Annotated in this window: 15 protein-coding genes; 9 read left to right on the top strand and 6 right to left on the bottom strand. The window is 34.7% G+C overall.

The features are described from left to right. The first annotated feature begins 5 nt into the window (after window positions 1–5). A complete protein-coding gene (locus DCO46_RS08080; RefSeq protein ID WP_116752056.1) occupies window positions 6–770 on the top strand; it encodes a TIGR02757 family protein in 765 nt (254 codons plus the stop codon). Window positions 771–774: 4 nt separating this feature from the next. On the opposite strand, the gene DCO46_RS08085 is transcribed toward DCO46_RS08080, so the two are convergent. Next, the gene (locus DCO46_RS08085; protein ID WP_116752057.1) at window positions 775–954 is read right to left on the bottom strand and encodes a SymE family type I addiction module toxin; all 180 of its coding nucleotides are present in this window, start codon (window positions 952–954) and stop codon (window positions 775–777) included. 252 nt (window positions 955–1,206) lie between these two features. Here DCO46_RS08085 and DCO46_RS08090 point away from each other — a divergent pair, with 252 nt between their 5' ends. Further along, complete coding sequence (locus tag DCO46_RS08090) at window positions 1,207–2,559, top strand: DEAD/DEAH box helicase (protein ID WP_116752058.1); 1,353 nt, start codon at window positions 1,207–1,209, stop codon at window positions 2,557–2,559. A 120-nt stretch (window positions 2,560–2,679) separates the two neighbouring features. Here the strand turns inward: DCO46_RS08090 and DCO46_RS08095 are convergent, their stop codons facing one another. After that, a complete protein-coding gene (locus DCO46_RS08095; RefSeq protein WP_116752059.1) occupies window positions 2,680–3,798 on the bottom strand; it encodes a lactonase family protein in 1,119 nt (372 codons plus the stop codon). A 280-nt stretch (window positions 3,799–4,078) separates the two neighbouring features. Between DCO46_RS08095 and DCO46_RS08100 the strand changes: the two genes are divergently transcribed. The 5 genes from DCO46_RS08100 to DCO46_RS08120 all read left to right on the top strand — a co-directional run bounded on the left by DCO46_RS08100 (window position 4,079) and on the right by DCO46_RS08120 (window position 9,101). Further along, the gene (locus DCO46_RS08100; protein WP_116752060.1) at window positions 4,079–6,007 is read left to right on the top strand and encodes a vWA domain-containing protein; all 1,929 of its coding nucleotides are present in this window, start codon (window positions 4,079–4,081) and stop codon (window positions 6,005–6,007) included. Window positions 6,008–6,165: 158 nt separating this feature from the next. Continuing rightward, window positions 6,166–7,416 (top strand): dihydroorotase, encoded by a 1,251-nt coding sequence (locus DCO46_RS08105; RefSeq protein WP_116752061.1) that lies wholly within the window; start codon window positions 6,166–6,168, stop codon window positions 7,414–7,416. 4 nt (window positions 7,417–7,420) lie between these two features. Further along, complete coding sequence (locus DCO46_RS08110; protein WP_116752062.1) at window positions 7,421–7,747, top strand: hypothetical protein; 327 nt, start codon at window positions 7,421–7,423, stop codon at window positions 7,745–7,747. Window positions 7,748–7,859: 112 nt separating this feature from the next. Further along, a complete protein-coding gene (locus DCO46_RS08115) occupies window positions 7,860–8,504 on the top strand; it encodes an alpha/beta hydrolase (protein WP_116752063.1) in 645 nt (214 codons plus the stop codon). 27 nt (window positions 8,505–8,531) lie between these two features. Beyond that, a complete protein-coding gene (locus tag DCO46_RS08120) occupies window positions 8,532–9,101 on the top strand; it encodes a cysteine hydrolase family protein (RefSeq protein ID WP_116752064.1) in 570 nt (189 codons plus the stop codon). A 110-nt stretch (window positions 9,102–9,211) separates the two neighbouring features. On the opposite strand, the gene DCO46_RS08125 is transcribed toward DCO46_RS08120, so the two are convergent. The 3 genes from DCO46_RS08125 to DCO46_RS08135 all read right to left on the bottom strand — a co-directional run bounded on the left by DCO46_RS08125 (window position 9,212) and on the right by DCO46_RS08135 (window position 10,958). Continuing rightward, window positions 9,212–9,616 (bottom strand): hypothetical protein, encoded by a 405-nt coding sequence (locus DCO46_RS08125; protein WP_243416278.1) that lies wholly within the window; start codon window positions 9,614–9,616, stop codon window positions 9,212–9,214. Window positions 9,617–9,677: 61 nt separating this feature from the next. Then, window positions 9,678–10,181, bottom strand: coding sequence for a hypothetical protein (locus DCO46_RS08130; protein WP_116752065.1), 504 nt, complete (start codon window positions 10,179–10,181; stop codon window positions 9,678–9,680). 12 nt (window positions 10,182–10,193) lie between these two features. Then, window positions 10,194–10,958: an MBL fold metallo-hydrolase gene (locus DCO46_RS08135; protein ID WP_116752066.1), complete on the bottom strand. Its 765-nt coding sequence runs from the start codon at window positions 10,956–10,958 to the stop codon at window positions 10,194–10,196. Window positions 10,959–11,048: 90 nt separating this feature from the next. On the opposite strand from DCO46_RS08135, the gene DCO46_RS08140 reads away from it, so the two are divergent. After that, window positions 11,049–12,509 (top strand): TonB-dependent receptor, encoded by a 1,461-nt coding sequence (locus tag DCO46_RS08140; RefSeq protein WP_116752067.1) that lies wholly within the window; start codon window positions 11,049–11,051, stop codon window positions 12,507–12,509. A gap of 141 nt (window positions 12,510–12,650) precedes the next feature. Here DCO46_RS08140 and bcp read toward each other — a convergent pair whose 3' ends face one another. Continuing rightward, complete coding sequence (gene bcp, locus DCO46_RS08145) at window positions 12,651–13,103, bottom strand: thioredoxin-dependent thiol peroxidase (protein ID WP_116752068.1); 453 nt, start codon at window positions 13,101–13,103, stop codon at window positions 12,651–12,653. Window positions 13,104–13,262: 159 nt separating this feature from the next. On the opposite strand from bcp, the gene DCO46_RS08150 reads away from it, so the two are divergent. Continuing rightward, window positions 13,263–13,913 carry an endonuclease III domain-containing protein gene (locus tag DCO46_RS08150; protein ID WP_116752069.1) on the top strand — a complete coding sequence of 217 codons (651 nt, stop codon included), beginning with the start codon at window positions 13,263–13,265 and terminating at the stop codon, window positions 13,911–13,913. Window positions 13,914–14,498: the final 585 nt, after the last annotated feature.

Below are 14,498 nucleotides of genomic sequence, written 5' to 3' on the forward strand. Positions count from 1 at the left end.
TCATTATGAATCAAAAAGAACTCAAAGAATTTCTAGACGAAAAAGTCATCCAGTATAATAATCAGGATTTTATTGAAAGCGATCCTGTGCAAATTCCGCATTTATATTCTCAAAAAGAAGATATCGAAATTGCCGGTTTTCTAAGTGCCACAATTGCGTGGGGAAATCGCAAAATGATTATTAAAAATTCGCATACCATGATGGAACTCATGGGAAATACCCCTTACGATTTTGTCATGTCCCATTCTGAGGAAGATTTGGCACGTCTGGAAAATTTTGTGCACCGCACTTTCAACGGAAAAGATTTTGGAGGTTTTATAAAAGGTTTACAGCATATTTATAAAAATCATAATGGTTTGGAATCCTTGTTTGCAAAAAATCAGGAAAAAGACAGCTTGCAAAAAAGTATTCACGAATTCAAAAAAGCATTCTTTGAAATTGACCATCTGCCAAGGACTCAGAAACATATTTCGGATCCTTTAAACAATTCGGCTGCCAAAAGAATCAACATGTACTTGAGATGGATGGTTCGTCAGGATACAAAAGGAGTCGATTTAGGAATCTGGAAAACAATTTCGCCCTCAGCATTATCTTGTCCTTTAGATGTACATTCCGGCAACGTTGCGCGTAAACTTGGCATTTTAACCCGAAAACAAAACGACGGCAAAGCTTTGGCTGAATTAGATATAAAACTTCGTAAAATGGATGCGCAAGACCCTGTAAAATATGATTTTGCACTTTTTGGGCTTGGCGTTTTTGAAGGCTTTTGATCGTTCAGATTACTTTGGTGATTATCAATTTATCTTTTTCTTCCCGCACAATTATCATCTGACCTTCCCTGAAACCAAGCTTTTCAAGCCACTTACCTTCAAGTCTGATTTCTGGAATTGTAATACCTCCGTAAGCTCTCGCCTGGTATTTCTTGTAAATTTTAAGTTTTCTCGAATTTGCCATCTAATTTGCTTATTTCTTAACGGAACAAACTTCATCTAATTTAATGAGATTGTTGTCATATTAAAAGCTGACAATTATTTTTTTACAACTTTATACATATAAAAAACACTATTTTATCTTTTAAAAAAAGGTTTTCCTTAATCCGTTTTAAACTGAAAATCAAATAATTAAATAACTAAATTTCTGTAATCAATTGACAATCTAACAATCAAACCGTTATTTTAACGTACCTTTGCAAAAAATTTAATGCAAATGAGCACTTTCGAACAATTCAATCTTCCAAAATCACTACAAAAAGCAATCGACGAATTGGGTTTCGTTAAGCCTACTCCTATTCAGGAAAAAACTTTCTCTGTGATTATGTCAGGCCGTGATATGATGGGAATTGCGCAAACCGGTACCGGTAAAACATTTGCCTATTTATTGCCTCTTTTAAAATTATATAAATTTACCAATACCAATACACCAAAAATTGTAATCCTTGTTCCAACCCGCGAATTAGTGGTTCAGGTGGTAGAAGAAGTAGAAAAATTAACCAAATACATGTCGGTTAAAACACTGGGTATATTTGGTGGGGTAAATATCAATACACAAAAAAAAGCCGTTTACGAAGGAATCGATATCCTGGTAGGAACTCCAGGAAGAACAATGGATTTGGCTCTTGATGCTGTAGTTCGTTTTGACGAAACTCAAAAATTAGTTATCGATGAGTTTGACGAAATGCTGAATCTTGGTTTCCGTTCGCAGCTGACTGCACTTTTGGCTATGATGAAAACCAAACGTCAGAATATCTTATTCTCAGCCACAATGACCGATGAAGTTGATGATATCCTAAACGATTATTTTGATTTTCCTGAAGAAGTTACGCTTGCCGCTTCGGGAACTCCTCTTGAAAAAATTACACAAATAACGTATAATGTTCCAAACTTTAATACTAAAGTGAATTTACTGAAACATTTATTGCAAACAAACGAAAGCATGGAACGTGTTTTGGTTTTTGTAAACAATAAAAAGATTTCAGACATGCTTCATACCCGTATCGAAGAAGATTTTGAAGGTCAGTTTGGAGTAATTCACTCTAATAAATCTCAAAATTACCGTTTGACTACAATGGCAGAATTTCAGGACGGAAACTTACGCGGACTGATTACGACAGATATTATGGCGAGAGGTCTTGATATTTCTGACATTTCGCATGTTATTAACTTTGAACTTCCGGAATTACCTGAATTATACATGCACAGAATTGGTCGTACTGGTCGTGCAGACGCAACAGGAACTGCCATTAGTTTTGTAACGCCTCGTGAGGAAGAATTTAAAATCCAGGCCGAAATCTTAATGAACACAGAACTTGCAATAACTGATTTCCCAGAAGAAGTTGAAGTTTCTGAAAAACTGATTGAACCTGAAAAAGACCGTCAGCCAGTAAAATTCTTAATGAAAAAGGTGAAACTGGAAGGTGATGGTGCATTTCACGAAAAATCAAAAAAGAACAAAAAAATCAACCTGGGCGGACCATCAAAAACTAAAAAGAAAACCCACGGTTCTGTCAACAGAAACATGCTGAAAACAAGGGATAAAAAGAAAAAAGATTCTAATAAATAGTTTTCTTTTAGGAACAAAGGTTCAAAGAGACAAAGTCACATAGAATAAAAAGGCTCAAAAGTACAGATTTTAAACCTCTGCACCTTTGAGCCTTTGTAGCTTTGAACCTTTTAAAAAAAACTAAATTTTCGTAAAAAGCAATCCAACCGGTGAGCACAACTCGATTTTTTTGCCTGTGTCTTTAAGTTTTCCTGTTATTTTATCTCTTTTAAAAATAATGATATCATTAGTATATTGATGACCTGTCAAAAGGTAATTCCCTGATGGGTCAATAGCAAAATCCCTTGGGCCTTTTCCTAAGGTATTCACCTGCTCTACCAATTCTAAACCACCTGTTTTAGTGATTTTATAAACCGAAAGCATATTAACATCACCACGATCAGAAGCATATAAAAACTTTCCGTCAGGAGAGATTTTTATGGCTGCAGAGCTGTTTGCCCCTTTAAAATCCTTAGGGATAATATTGGTTTCCTTCAACAGTTTTAAATTTCCGGTTTTGTCATAAGAAAAGGTCGTTAGTGTTCCGTCTAATTCCTGAAGCAGGTAAACAAATTTTCCATCTTTACTAAATGTCAAATGTCTTGGGCCACTTCCTTTTTTTACATCAACAGTACTTTTTAAAGTCAACACTTCATGTTTTGCACTTGCATTATATTTGTAGATAAAAACTTTATCCTGACCTAAATCGTTCGATAAAACAAACTTTTTATCCGGAGAAAAAACAACCATATGCACGTGTGCTTTCTCCTGGCGTGCTTCGTTTGGCCCTTTACCTTCATGCTGAATTAACTGCTGGGCTTCCGTAATACTTCCGTCTGCATTTTTCTTAAACACAGCGATACTTCCACCGGAATAATTTGCAACAATTACGTTTTTCTCATCGTTGATCAAATGACAGGGATCTGCTCCCATAGAAGCATTTTTATTTAATAAAGTAAGCTTTCCTGTTGGTGAACTATATTTAAAAGCACTTACTGTACTTTGTGTTCCGTTTTCATTTACGGCATAAATAAATTTATTATCCGGAGATGCCGATAAATAGCTTGGACTTAAAACATTCGCATTTTCAGTAGAATTTTTTAAAGCAAAAGAGCCCGAAGCAGCATCAAATTCATAAACATAAATTCCGTTGCTTTGACAGGTATTTGTGTATGTCCCCACCAGTAGATTGAACTTGCTCTGAGCCTGTGAAGTAGTAAAAGCCAAAGCTGAGAACAAAACTATATGTAATTTTTTCATATTTTAATATTTAATTGAATTGCTAAAATAGACAATAATCTCATTTCATTACAGCTTTTTTGTTACAAATGAATTTTGAAAAGTTACATTTTTAAAAGCACACTATGCATTTTAAAGCATATAAGATATATAAGTTCATTTCAGTTTTAATGTTTAGATTTAACTCATTATGCTAACAGCAACTTATATAACTTATATGGTTCAAATAAAAAAACAAATTTGTATTTTTGACCAGTATCTTCACGAAAAATCAAACGTAGTGAAGTAAATTGAGGCCAGAATGCATTTTAAACATCCCGAAATTCTATATTTTCTGTTTTTATTGATTGTTCCTGTTTTGGTTCACTTATTTCAATTAAGACGTTTCAAAACTTCTTATTTTACCAACGTCCGTTTCTTAAAAGAACTTTCCATACAAGCCCGAAAGAGTTCTAAAATCAAAAAAAGATTATTACTTGCGACGCGTTTACTGTTGCTGCTTTTTGCAATTATAGCTTTTTCACAGCCTTATTTTGAAGCAAAAGACAGCAAAAATGCTTCAAACGAAATGTATATTGTACTGGATAATTCATTTAGTATGCAGGCCAAAGGAAAAAAAGGCGAACTGCTAAAACGTGCCGTTCAGGAATTACTGGAAAATACTCCGGAAACTGCCCAGTTTTCCTTACTGACCAATACCGAAAATTTCTGGAATACAGATATCAAATCTTCCAAAAGCGCCTTGCAAAACCTGCAGTACAGTGCAACTCCTTTTGAACTTTCTTCAATTATAGCAAAAATAAAAGCACATAAATCGGCTCATAGAAAAGACATTGTAATCATTACCGATGCTGTTGGCCTGGCCGAAACGGATATAAAAAATATAGATTCTGAAGACAAACCATATTTTATAATTCCTGAAGCCGAACAAAAAAACAATATCGCCATTGACAGCGTTTACATTAATCAGACTCTGGAAAATTTTTATGAAATTAGTGTAGATTTAGCTGCTTACGGCGAAGATTTCAAACCGGTTTCGATGGCACTTTACAATCAAAACAAACTGATTGCCAAAACGATAATTAATTTTGACACTAAGAAAAAGAAAATCAATTTTACCATTCCAAAAGAAGCTTTTCATGGCTACGTAACCATTGATGACAATGGTTTGAGCTATGACAACAAACTCTATTTTAGTATTTCTAAAACAAAAAAGACAAATGTAATCAGTATTGGTGAAGCTGACAAAAGCAATTTCTTATCAAGGATTTACACTGCTGCAGAATTTAATTACAATAATTATTCACTTAGCGGACTGGATTACAACAGTATAGAAAAGCAGAATACTATTATTTTAAATGAACTGGAAGAAATTCCGCAGGCATTGCAAACGACTTTAAAAGCATTTGTATCAAAAGGCGGAAACTTGGTGATTATTCCGTCTGAAAAAAGTTCGGTTACCAATCTCAATTCTTTTTTAGGCAATTTTGGAAAAATCCAGTTTAAAAACCTTCAGGGTACAAGTAAACAAATTAATAAAATCAACTTTGACCATCCGTTATTTTCCGGTGTATTTGAGAATAAAATTACCAATTTTCAATACCCGAAAACAGCAAAATCATTTGACGTTTCCAGTCCGTATCCTGCCGTTTTATCTTATGAAGATCAAACTCCATTTGTAACCGGGATTCAGGGTTCTGTTTCGGGAATTACCGTTTTTATGGCACCAATCAATTCGTCAAATTCCAATTTCCAGCAATCTCCACTGATTGTTCCTCTTTTTTACAAAATGGGTCAGAACAACCAGAAAACCGGAGTGAACGCTTTGACAATTGGCAACAACCAGCCGTATTTTGTTGATGTTTTACTAACCAAAGATGCTATTTTAGAAGTAAAAGGAAACGACGATTCTTTTATCCCTATTCAGCAAATATTAAATAATAAAGTCAGACTGACATTTAATGATTTTCCGGAAACAGCCGGAAATTATAGTGTTTTTGACAAGAAGAATTGGGTAGAAAACCTGAGCTTCAATTACAAAAGAACAGAAAGCGATTTGAGTCAGGTAAATACAAATGTGGTTTCAGATTTTAAAACTGCCGATACCATTTCGACTATTTTCAGCACCTTACAAACAGAACGAACTGACAGCCAAATTTGGAAATGGTTTGTTATCTTTGCACTGTTATTTTTAGCATTAGAAATGGCAATTATAAAATTTGTAAAATGATTTTTTTTTTCACCATTAAGGCATTAAGATTATTAAGTTTTTCCTTTATGATCTTATTCTAACTGTCCAGAAAATTAAGTTTCCCGCTTTATGAACTTAATTTCTTAATGGTAGTAAATAAAAACATTTAATGTTTTAATAAAATAAATATCCAAAATATGAAACTAATCATCAAAAGCGCCAAAATTATCGACTCAAAAAGTTCGTTTCATAATCAGACCGTTGATCTTTTAATTGCAGATGGTTTAATAGAAAAAATAGGAGTTTCTCTTCCTAATGATGATGCAACAGTAGTACGATTCGACGATCTTCATGTTTCTCAGGGCTGGTTTGACAGCAGTGTCTCTCTCGGAGAACCGGGTTACGAAGATCGGGAAACCATTGCAAACGGACTTAATGTTGCGGCAAAAAGCGGTTTTACTGCGATTGGTTTACAGCCTAACTCTTTTCCGGTTATCGATAATCAGTCTCAGGTAAATTTTGTAAAAAATAAAGCAAACGGTTTTGCAACAGAAATTTTCCCAATCGGAGCTTTAACAAAAGCCAGTGAAGGAAAAGATATGGCAGAACTTTTTGATATGAAAAAAGCAGGGGCGATCGCTTTTGGAGATTATAATAAAAGTATTGACAATGCCAATATTCTTAAAATAGCTTTACAATATGTTCAGGATTTTGACGGTTTGGTTATTGCTTATTCGCAGGATCCAAACATCAAAGGAAACGGAGTGGCAAATGAAGGAATTGTTTCTACACGATTAGGTCTAAAGGGAATTCCGAATTTGGCCGAAGAACTGCAAATCTCCAGAAACTTATTTTTACTGGAATATACCGGCGGAAAACTTCATATTCCGACTATCTCCACTGCAAAATCGGTTCAGTTAATCAGAGAAGCCAAAGCAAAAGACTTAAACGTAACCTGCAGTGTTTCTGTACATCATTTGGTTTTAACGGATGAAAAACTGGATGGTTTTGATACACGTTTTAAAGTGACACCTCCATTACGAACCGAATCTGACAGACAGGCTTTATTAAACGGAATCGCTGACGGAACTATCGACATGATTACATCAGACCATAACCCGGTTGATATTGAATTCAAAAAAATGGAATTTGATACCGCTAAAAACGGAACCATTGGCTTAGAAAGTGCTTTTGGTGCCTTATTGACGGTTTTACCGGTAGAAACTATAGTTTCAAAACTAACTTCAGGAAGAGCTGTTTTTGGTCTTGAAAACCATATAATTGAAGAAGGTGCAAAAGCTAACCTGAGCCTTTTTACTACAGAAGGAAAATCAACTTTTACGAAAGAAAATATTCTTTCAAAATCTAAAAATTCTGCTTTTTTAGGAACTGAACTAAAAGGTTCTGTGTACGGAGTTTTAAATCAAAATCAACTTGTTACAAAATAATACAATGAAGAATACAATCGAAGAAGGAAAATCAATCGCTATTACCAGTTATATTTTGATTGTTGGCGTATTGATTGCAATGTCTATGAATTCTGAAAACAAAAATAGTTTTGCTTCTTTTCATATTCGTCAGGCTTTAGGTTTATCGCTGACTTTTATTTCCTTTGGTGCGCTTACCAGTAATTTTGACAGCTTTTTTATAACATTCCCAATGTGGATCTGCGTTTCTATCTTATGGACTTATGCTATTTTTACTGCAATTCAGGGTCAGATGAGACCTATTCCGTTGGTTGGTAATTTATTCCAGAAATGGTTTAAAAGCATCGGGTAGGCAAAAATTACAATCCCGAAGTTTCAGGATAAATTCCAAAACCTTATCAAAGTTTCGAACTTTAACAAAGGGGAAAATTTAAAATTTACCATTCACAATTCACAATTAAAAAATGAATCTATCTTTAGAATATAAAATACAAGAACCAAAAGTTATCTTAGAAAAAAATCCGGTCTTACTTTTATTACACGGTTACGGAAGCAACGAAGCTGACTTATTTTCTTTTGCTACAGAACTTCCGGATCATTATTATATCATTTCAGCAAGAGCTCCTTACGATTTGCAATATGGTGCATATGCCTGGTATGCTATTAACTTTGATGCTGACCAAAACAAATTTTCAGATAACGAGCAGGCAAAAACTTCACGTGATGTAATTGCTTCTTTTATTGATGAATTAGTTGCCAATTATCCAATCGATCCTAATAATGTCACTTTGATTGGCTTTAGCCAGGGTTCTATTCTGAGTTATTCGGTTGCACTTTCTTATCCTGAAAAAATTCAGAGAGTTGTGGCAATGAGCGGTTATTTTAACGAGGAAATTATTAAAGAAGGTTTTGAAAAAAATGACTTTAAAAACCTTAAAATATTTGCTTCTCACGGAACTGTAGATCAGGTTATTCCTGTTGAATGGGCACGAAAAACTCCTGCTGTTTTAGAGAAATTAAATATTCCGGTTACCTATAAAGAATATCCTGTTGGACATGGAGTTGCTCCGCAAAATTTCTTTGATTTTAAAAATTGGCTGGCTTTGTAATTTTAAGAAATTTAAATCCTTTATAAAATGAGCAATACAAAACTTGATAATGCGGCATTAATTTTAATTGATATCCAAAAAGGATTTCTTGACACCTCTTATTGGGGTGGAGACCGAAATAATCCTAATGCAGAGCAAAAAGCCGCTGAACTTCTGGAAATTTGGAGAAATAAAAAATTACCACTTTTTCATATTCAGCATTGTTCTTCAAATCCGGATTCAATTTTAAATGAAGTAAGTTCGGGAAATGAATTTCAGGATGTTGTAAAACCTATTGCAGGCGAAATCATTGTTAAAAAGAATGTAAACAGCGCTTTTATCGGAACAAACCTGAAAGAGCTATTAGACAACGCAAAAATTAAAAACCTTGTTATCGTAGGCTTAACAACAGATCATTGCGTTTCTACCACTACAAGAATGGCAGGAAACTTTGGCTATACTGTGTATTTAGTTTCTGATGCCACGGCAACTTTCAATAAAAAAGGTGTAAACGGAGAAAACTTCTCAGCAGAAATTATTCATCAGACTGCTTTGGCAAGTTTAAATGAAGAATTTGCAGAGGTTGTTACCAGTGATTTTATAAAAGAAATCGTTTAGTTTTAATACAATAAAAAAAGTGAGATCTAATTGGTGTTTACCAGATTACATCTCACTTTCTATTTTTCAGCATTCCAAAATTGGAATTTGTACCTCAGTTTAATTTTAAATTATTGTCCTGTATAAATTATCTTTCCTTCCTTTTTAAGGACATAACCCTTCCATGGGATTAATTCTACATCATCTTTTACCCACGAATCACCCTCCGATTTTCTTTCTAAAATGATGGATTCTTTTTGAGTGTCGAGAAAAAGTTCAGCTTTGTTCCCATCAAAAATTACATAAGCAGCTGTTGTATATGTTTTTCCATCATCGTAGTGCGACAGTTTTGTTCCATCAAAAACTCTTATACATTCTTTTTTAAGTGTTGACCAGGTATAACCTGCAGAACCTTTACATCCGTGCACATCTGAATCTCCTCCAACAATTTTTCTTTCCTGTGGTTCTTTTGGAGTTACATTTTCCTTAGAAACTTTTTTTTGCACAAGAAAATGCTGCAGCTGCAATGATCGCAAACAAAAATATTTTTTTCATAATCCTAAATTTATTTAATCAAAAATAGGGTCAAAAAAAACTCTATTTTTGGTATAACAATGATTGGTTTACTTCAAAAGTAATACTTTCGTCATCATTAACAAAGTATTTTAACAAGACTTCTCCCCATAATTCACCATTGCTATAATCTGCAATAATCCATCTGTGGTTGAGGATTTTTACCTTATTGATGATGAATTTCTTATCTTCTATTTTATCTTGTCCTGTATAAGGGTTTCCGTTTGGATTAGAGTTTAAGTCCAATAATTTTTCGGTTACAACCGGAATCAGTTTTTCGTATTGAATCATTTTTCCTCCGGTAGCACTGTTATCAAAGTAATTCTGCGCATTTTCATTATGTTCCAGAGAAAAATAATCAGATTCTGCCAATTTGGTTGAAACTAAATTGATACTGTCTCTTAATTTCTTAGTTGTTTTCTCATATCTTTCTTCTCCAAATTTCACCTCACGGCTATAAAACATGTACGTAAAAACATTCATTAGTATCGCCAGGATAAAAAGATAGAGCATTAAGGACTTTTTCATTTTGTAATATAATTAAATTGTAATTTCAAGATTATCGTAAGCCAGGAAAACATTTTCAGGAAGCTGCTTCTGCACTTCTTCATGAAAACCTAAAACATGGCTGATATGTGTTAAATAAGCTTTTTCAGGTTTTACCAGATTGATAAAATCCAAAGCCTCCTGTAAGTTAAAATGTGTGTCATGCGGCTCAACACGCAATGCATTTACAACCAAAACTTTTAGGCCTTTAAGCTTGTTTGTTTCCGTTTCATTGATGGTTTTTACATCGGTGAGATAGGCAAAATCATCAATTCTGTATCCAAAAACCTGTAAATCCCCATGCATGACATTTACTGGAATTGCTGTTTTATCTCCTATCGCAAAAGGTTCATCGTTTTTTACTTCGATCGTTTTTACGCTTGGTGCACCGGGATATTTGTTTACGGTTTCAAAAACATATTCAAAACGGCGTCGGAGGTTATCTATCACGCGCTGATGTGCATAAACAGGAATTTCTCCCTGTCTAAAATTAAACGGACGGATATCATCTAATCCTGCTGTATGATCAGCGTGTTCGTGTGTAAACAAAATAGCATCCAGTTTTCTGCATCCGCAGGAAAGCATCTGCTGCCTGAAATCAGGTCCGCAATCTATCACGTACGAATGTTCGCCCCAGGTTATCCAGATGGATACGCGGAGTCTTTTGTCCTTAGCATCAGTGCTTTTGCAAACAGGATGATCGATCCCTATAATCGGGATACCTTGGGAAGTGCCTGTACCTAAAAAATAGATCTTCAATTGCAGTTATTTTTTTTACAAAAATAGGATTATTTCTCTTTCATTAGAAGCCTAATTTGCTAACTTTGTAACAAATCTATTTAAAATAAAATGGGTACAGAAATAAAACTCAAAGGTGACAAGGTCATCGAACAGATTCCTTCTATAAAAGACAAAGCGTTACGCATTAATTTAAACGAGAATATTTACGGAACATTTGCTGAAATTGGCGCTGGACAAGAGACAGTTAGACATTTTTTCAGATCCGGAGGTTCATCGGGAACAATTGCAAAAGCAATGTCTGCCTATGACAAAGATTTTAGTGATGCCGTTTACGGTATTGAAGGTGACGGAAGATATGTGACTGAAAACCGTCTCAAAAAAATGCTGACTTTTGAAGGGGAACTGATCGAAGAGCGTCTGAGCCGCGAGAAACACCCTAACAAACTTTTCTTCAGTTATGCCAATACTGTAGCCACAATAGATTTTGCAAAACAATTTAAAGGTCACGGCTGGGTTGGAATCCGATACCAGATTGAACCGGACGAGGCTTACAACGAAATTATTCTCCACATTCGTTTTAAAGAAACTGACGCCAGACTACAACAGGAAACATTAGGAATTTTAGGTGTAAACCTGATTTACGGTGCTTTTTACAAATACAACGACCCAAAACGATTACTTCGTTATTTATACGATCACTTAGACAAAGACCAGCTTGAAATTGATACTATCAACTTTTCAGGGCCCCGTTTTGCTGATGTCGATAACCGTCTGATGAGTTTACAACTGGTTAAAAACGGAATGACGGATGCGGTAATGTTTAATCCTGAAGGAAAAAATGTTTTACCGGCTGCTGTTTTGTACAAAAAGAATCTTCTTGCTTTTAGAGGAAGTTTTCGTCCTGTTACCAATGTTAACCTTGACATGTATGAGAAATCTTTAAAGATGTTTCTCGAAGAAAACAAGGTTGAGAAAGACAATACTCTGGTTGTTTTTGAAATCACCCTTTCGAATTTGCGTTCGGATGGTGAAATTGACGAACGTGATTTTATGGACAGAGCCGAATTGCTTTGCTCATTGGGTCAAACCGTTATGATTTCGAATTTTCAGGAATATTATAAAGTAGTAGAATATTTTTCTAATTATACGAAAGCGAGAATGGGTCTGGCTATGGGTGTCAACAATTTAGTTGACATTTTTGACGAGAAGTATTATCGTCATTTAAGCGGTGGTATCCTGGAAGCTTTTGGGAAATTATTTTACCGCGATATGAAAGTGTTCTTATATCCTATGCTTGGAGATAATGGTGAAATCATTACTTCTGAGAATTTAAAAGTTCACCCTAGAATGAAAGAGTTATACAAATTCTTTAAATTCAACGGAAAAGTGGTTGATATTAAAGATTACAATACCGAAATATTAAATGTATTCTCCCGCGAAGTATTAAAAATGATTGGTCAGGGAAAATCGGGCTGGGAACCAATGCTTCCGTCCGGAGTTGCAGATATTATAAAAGAACACCATCTTTTTGGGTATCATCCGGAAAAAGAATTAAATCAAACGAATTAAGTAATATAAAAGCCCCGGAAAGGGGCTTTTTTTTTAAAAGCATTCAGTCGCAGTTTGTCAGGCTGAGTGAAGTCGAAGCCCACGTTCAATTGGAGCGCCCTTCGACTTCGGTCAGGGTGACAACTTAAAACTGTAACTGAACTATTTCAGAATCTGCGCTGCGTGTTCTTTGGTTTTTACTTTTTCTATAACTTCTTCGATGATTCCCTTTTCGTCTATTACGAAAGTGGTTCTGTGGATTCCATCGTATTCTTTTCCCATAAATTTTTTCGGTCCCCAAACGCCAAATGCGTTAATTACTGATTTGTCTTCGTCAGCAAGTAACGGAAAAGGAAATTCGTATTTATCCCTGAACTTTAACTGCGCTTTCTGACTATCGGCACTTACCCCTAAAAGTTCGTAGTTATTGGCTTTAAAACGCTCAAAATTGTCTCTAAGATCACAAGCCTCAGCAGTACAGCCTGGCGTACTTGCTTTTGGGTAAAAGAAAACAACTAATTTTTTTCCGGCGTAATCTGCCAGTTTATGCTTTTTTCCGTCCTGATCAATTCCCGAGAAATCTGGCGCTTTGTCACCTGTCTTTAATGTTGTCATCTTTATAATTTTAGATTATTGATTTTAGATTATTTTATAGGATAGAATATAGATTAAAGGCTTAGTTTAAAACTGAGAAATCATAACTTCTAACTCATACCCCATAACTTTTACTTCTAACTTATAATTCCTTATTTTTACGGGATTAAAATTACGGAAATGAATAAAGAAGCTCGCGTACAATTTGTTATAAATACGTTAAAAGAACTCTATCCTACTATACCTGTCCCTCTTGACCACAAAGATCCTTATACTTTATTAATTGCTGTTTTGCTTTCGGCACAATGTACCGATGTTCGTGTGAATCAGATTACGCCATTGTTGTTTGCAAAAGCTGATAATCCGTATGATATGGTAAAAATGTCTGTGGAAGAAATTAAGGAAATTATTCGCCCTTGTGGATTATCTCCAATGAAGTCTAAAGGGATTCACGGTTTGTCTGAAATCCTGATCGAAAAACATAATGGTCAGGTCCCACAAAGTTTTGAAGCACTTGAAGAATTACCTGCCGTTGGTCATAAAACAGCCAGTGTAGTAATGTCACAGGCTTTTGGCGTTCCTGCTTTTCCGGTTGATACCCACATTCACCGATTAATGTACAGATGGAGCCTTTCGAATGGAAAAAATGTGGTTCAGACTGAAAAAGATGCCAAAAGATTATTCCCGAGAGATTTATGGAATGACCTGCACCTTCAGATTATTTGGTATGGACGTGAATATTCTCCTGCGAGAGGCTGGAGCCTAGAGAAAGATATTATTACGAGAACTATTGGAAAGAAATCTATTATTGAGGAAATGAGTAAATCTTAGATTTCTTCACCAGTAGAATTTTCAAAATGAAACGCTGTTTTGTTCAGTTTGAAAAAATATAGAATTTTCGCTAAAGCTTCGATAGTATCGATTTGAATATCTTAACAACTGGTGGGTAATTTGATGTTTAAATTGGAATTTTGCGACAAAAAGCCGATACAGGAAGGAGGTTTGTCGTGGATTTTGATTCTGATTATTTTCGGGGTCGTCCAGCGGTTACAGAATAATCTGAATACAAAATTTAACTTTTAGAACGTTTTTTTTATTTTATAAAAACCAAAAGTCACTCCGTTTATTCAAGTGACTTTTGTAGTATTAACTTGTTTCTTGCTCTCGTTTGTGCGCTTAGTTTGCAACTGCACTATCCAAATCGAGGTAGTTACTACATATCCAGAGCATCTGAAAAAAAAAACAACCCGAAGGTTGTTTTGGTTTCCTTGTTTATATTTCTTCACTTGTTCTTTTTTTTGTTTTGACCAAATACTTCTATTCAATCGGAGGTACAGAATAGTATGAATCGAAAATAAAATCTTTAGAGGTAACTTCTAAAATATTCCAAGTAAATAAGCCATAAAAGTAAATATT

Source organism: Flavobacterium sp. HTF (assembly GCF_003105115.1).
Lineage (GTDB): Bacteria > Bacteroidota > Bacteroidia > Flavobacteriales > Flavobacteriaceae > Flavobacterium.

What these genes read in the sequence shown, in the direction of transcription:
- DCO46_RS08150 (WP_116752069.1), top strand. Translation starts at nt 13,263, where the DNA reads ATGAATAAAGAAGCTCGCGTACAATTTGTTATAAATACGTTAAAAGAA.
- DCO46_RS08130 (WP_116752065.1), bottom strand. Translation starts at nt 10,181, where the DNA reads ATGAAAAAGTCCTTAATGCTCTATCTTTTTATCCTGGCGATACTAATG.
- DCO46_RS08095 (WP_116752059.1), bottom strand. Translation starts at nt 3,798, where the DNA reads ATGAAAAAATTACATATAGTTTTGTTCTCAGCTTTGGCTTTTACTACT.
- DCO46_RS08100 (WP_116752060.1), top strand. Translation starts at nt 4,079, where the DNA reads ATGCATTTTAAACATCCCGAAATTCTATATTTTCTGTTTTTATTGATT.
- DCO46_RS08140 (WP_116752067.1), top strand. Translation starts at nt 11,049, where the DNA reads ATGGGTACAGAAATAAAACTCAAAGGTGACAAGGTCATCGAACAGATT.
- bcp (WP_116752068.1), bottom strand. Translation starts at nt 13,103, where the DNA reads ATGACAACATTAAAGACAGGTGACAAAGCGCCAGATTTCTCGGGAATT.
- DCO46_RS08105 (WP_116752061.1), top strand. Translation starts at nt 6,166, where the DNA reads ATGAAACTAATCATCAAAAGCGCCAAAATTATCGACTCAAAAAGTTCG.
- DCO46_RS08120 (WP_116752064.1), top strand. Translation starts at nt 8,532, where the DNA reads ATGAGCAATACAAAACTTGATAATGCGGCATTAATTTTAATTGATATC.
- DCO46_RS08090 (WP_116752058.1), top strand. Translation starts at nt 1,207, where the DNA reads ATGAGCACTTTCGAACAATTCAATCTTCCAAAATCACTACAAAAAGCA.
- DCO46_RS08115 (WP_116752063.1), top strand. Translation starts at nt 7,860, where the DNA reads ATGAATCTATCTTTAGAATATAAAATACAAGAACCAAAAGTTATCTTA.
- DCO46_RS08085 (WP_116752057.1), bottom strand. Translation starts at nt 954, where the DNA reads ATGGCAAATTCGAGAAAACTTAAAATTTACAAGAAATACCAGGCGAGA.
- DCO46_RS08110 (WP_116752062.1), top strand. Translation starts at nt 7,421, where the DNA reads ATGAAGAATACAATCGAAGAAGGAAAATCAATCGCTATTACCAGTTAT.
- DCO46_RS08080 (WP_116752056.1), top strand. Translation starts at nt 6, where the DNA reads ATGAATCAAAAAGAACTCAAAGAATTTCTAGACGAAAAAGTCATCCAG.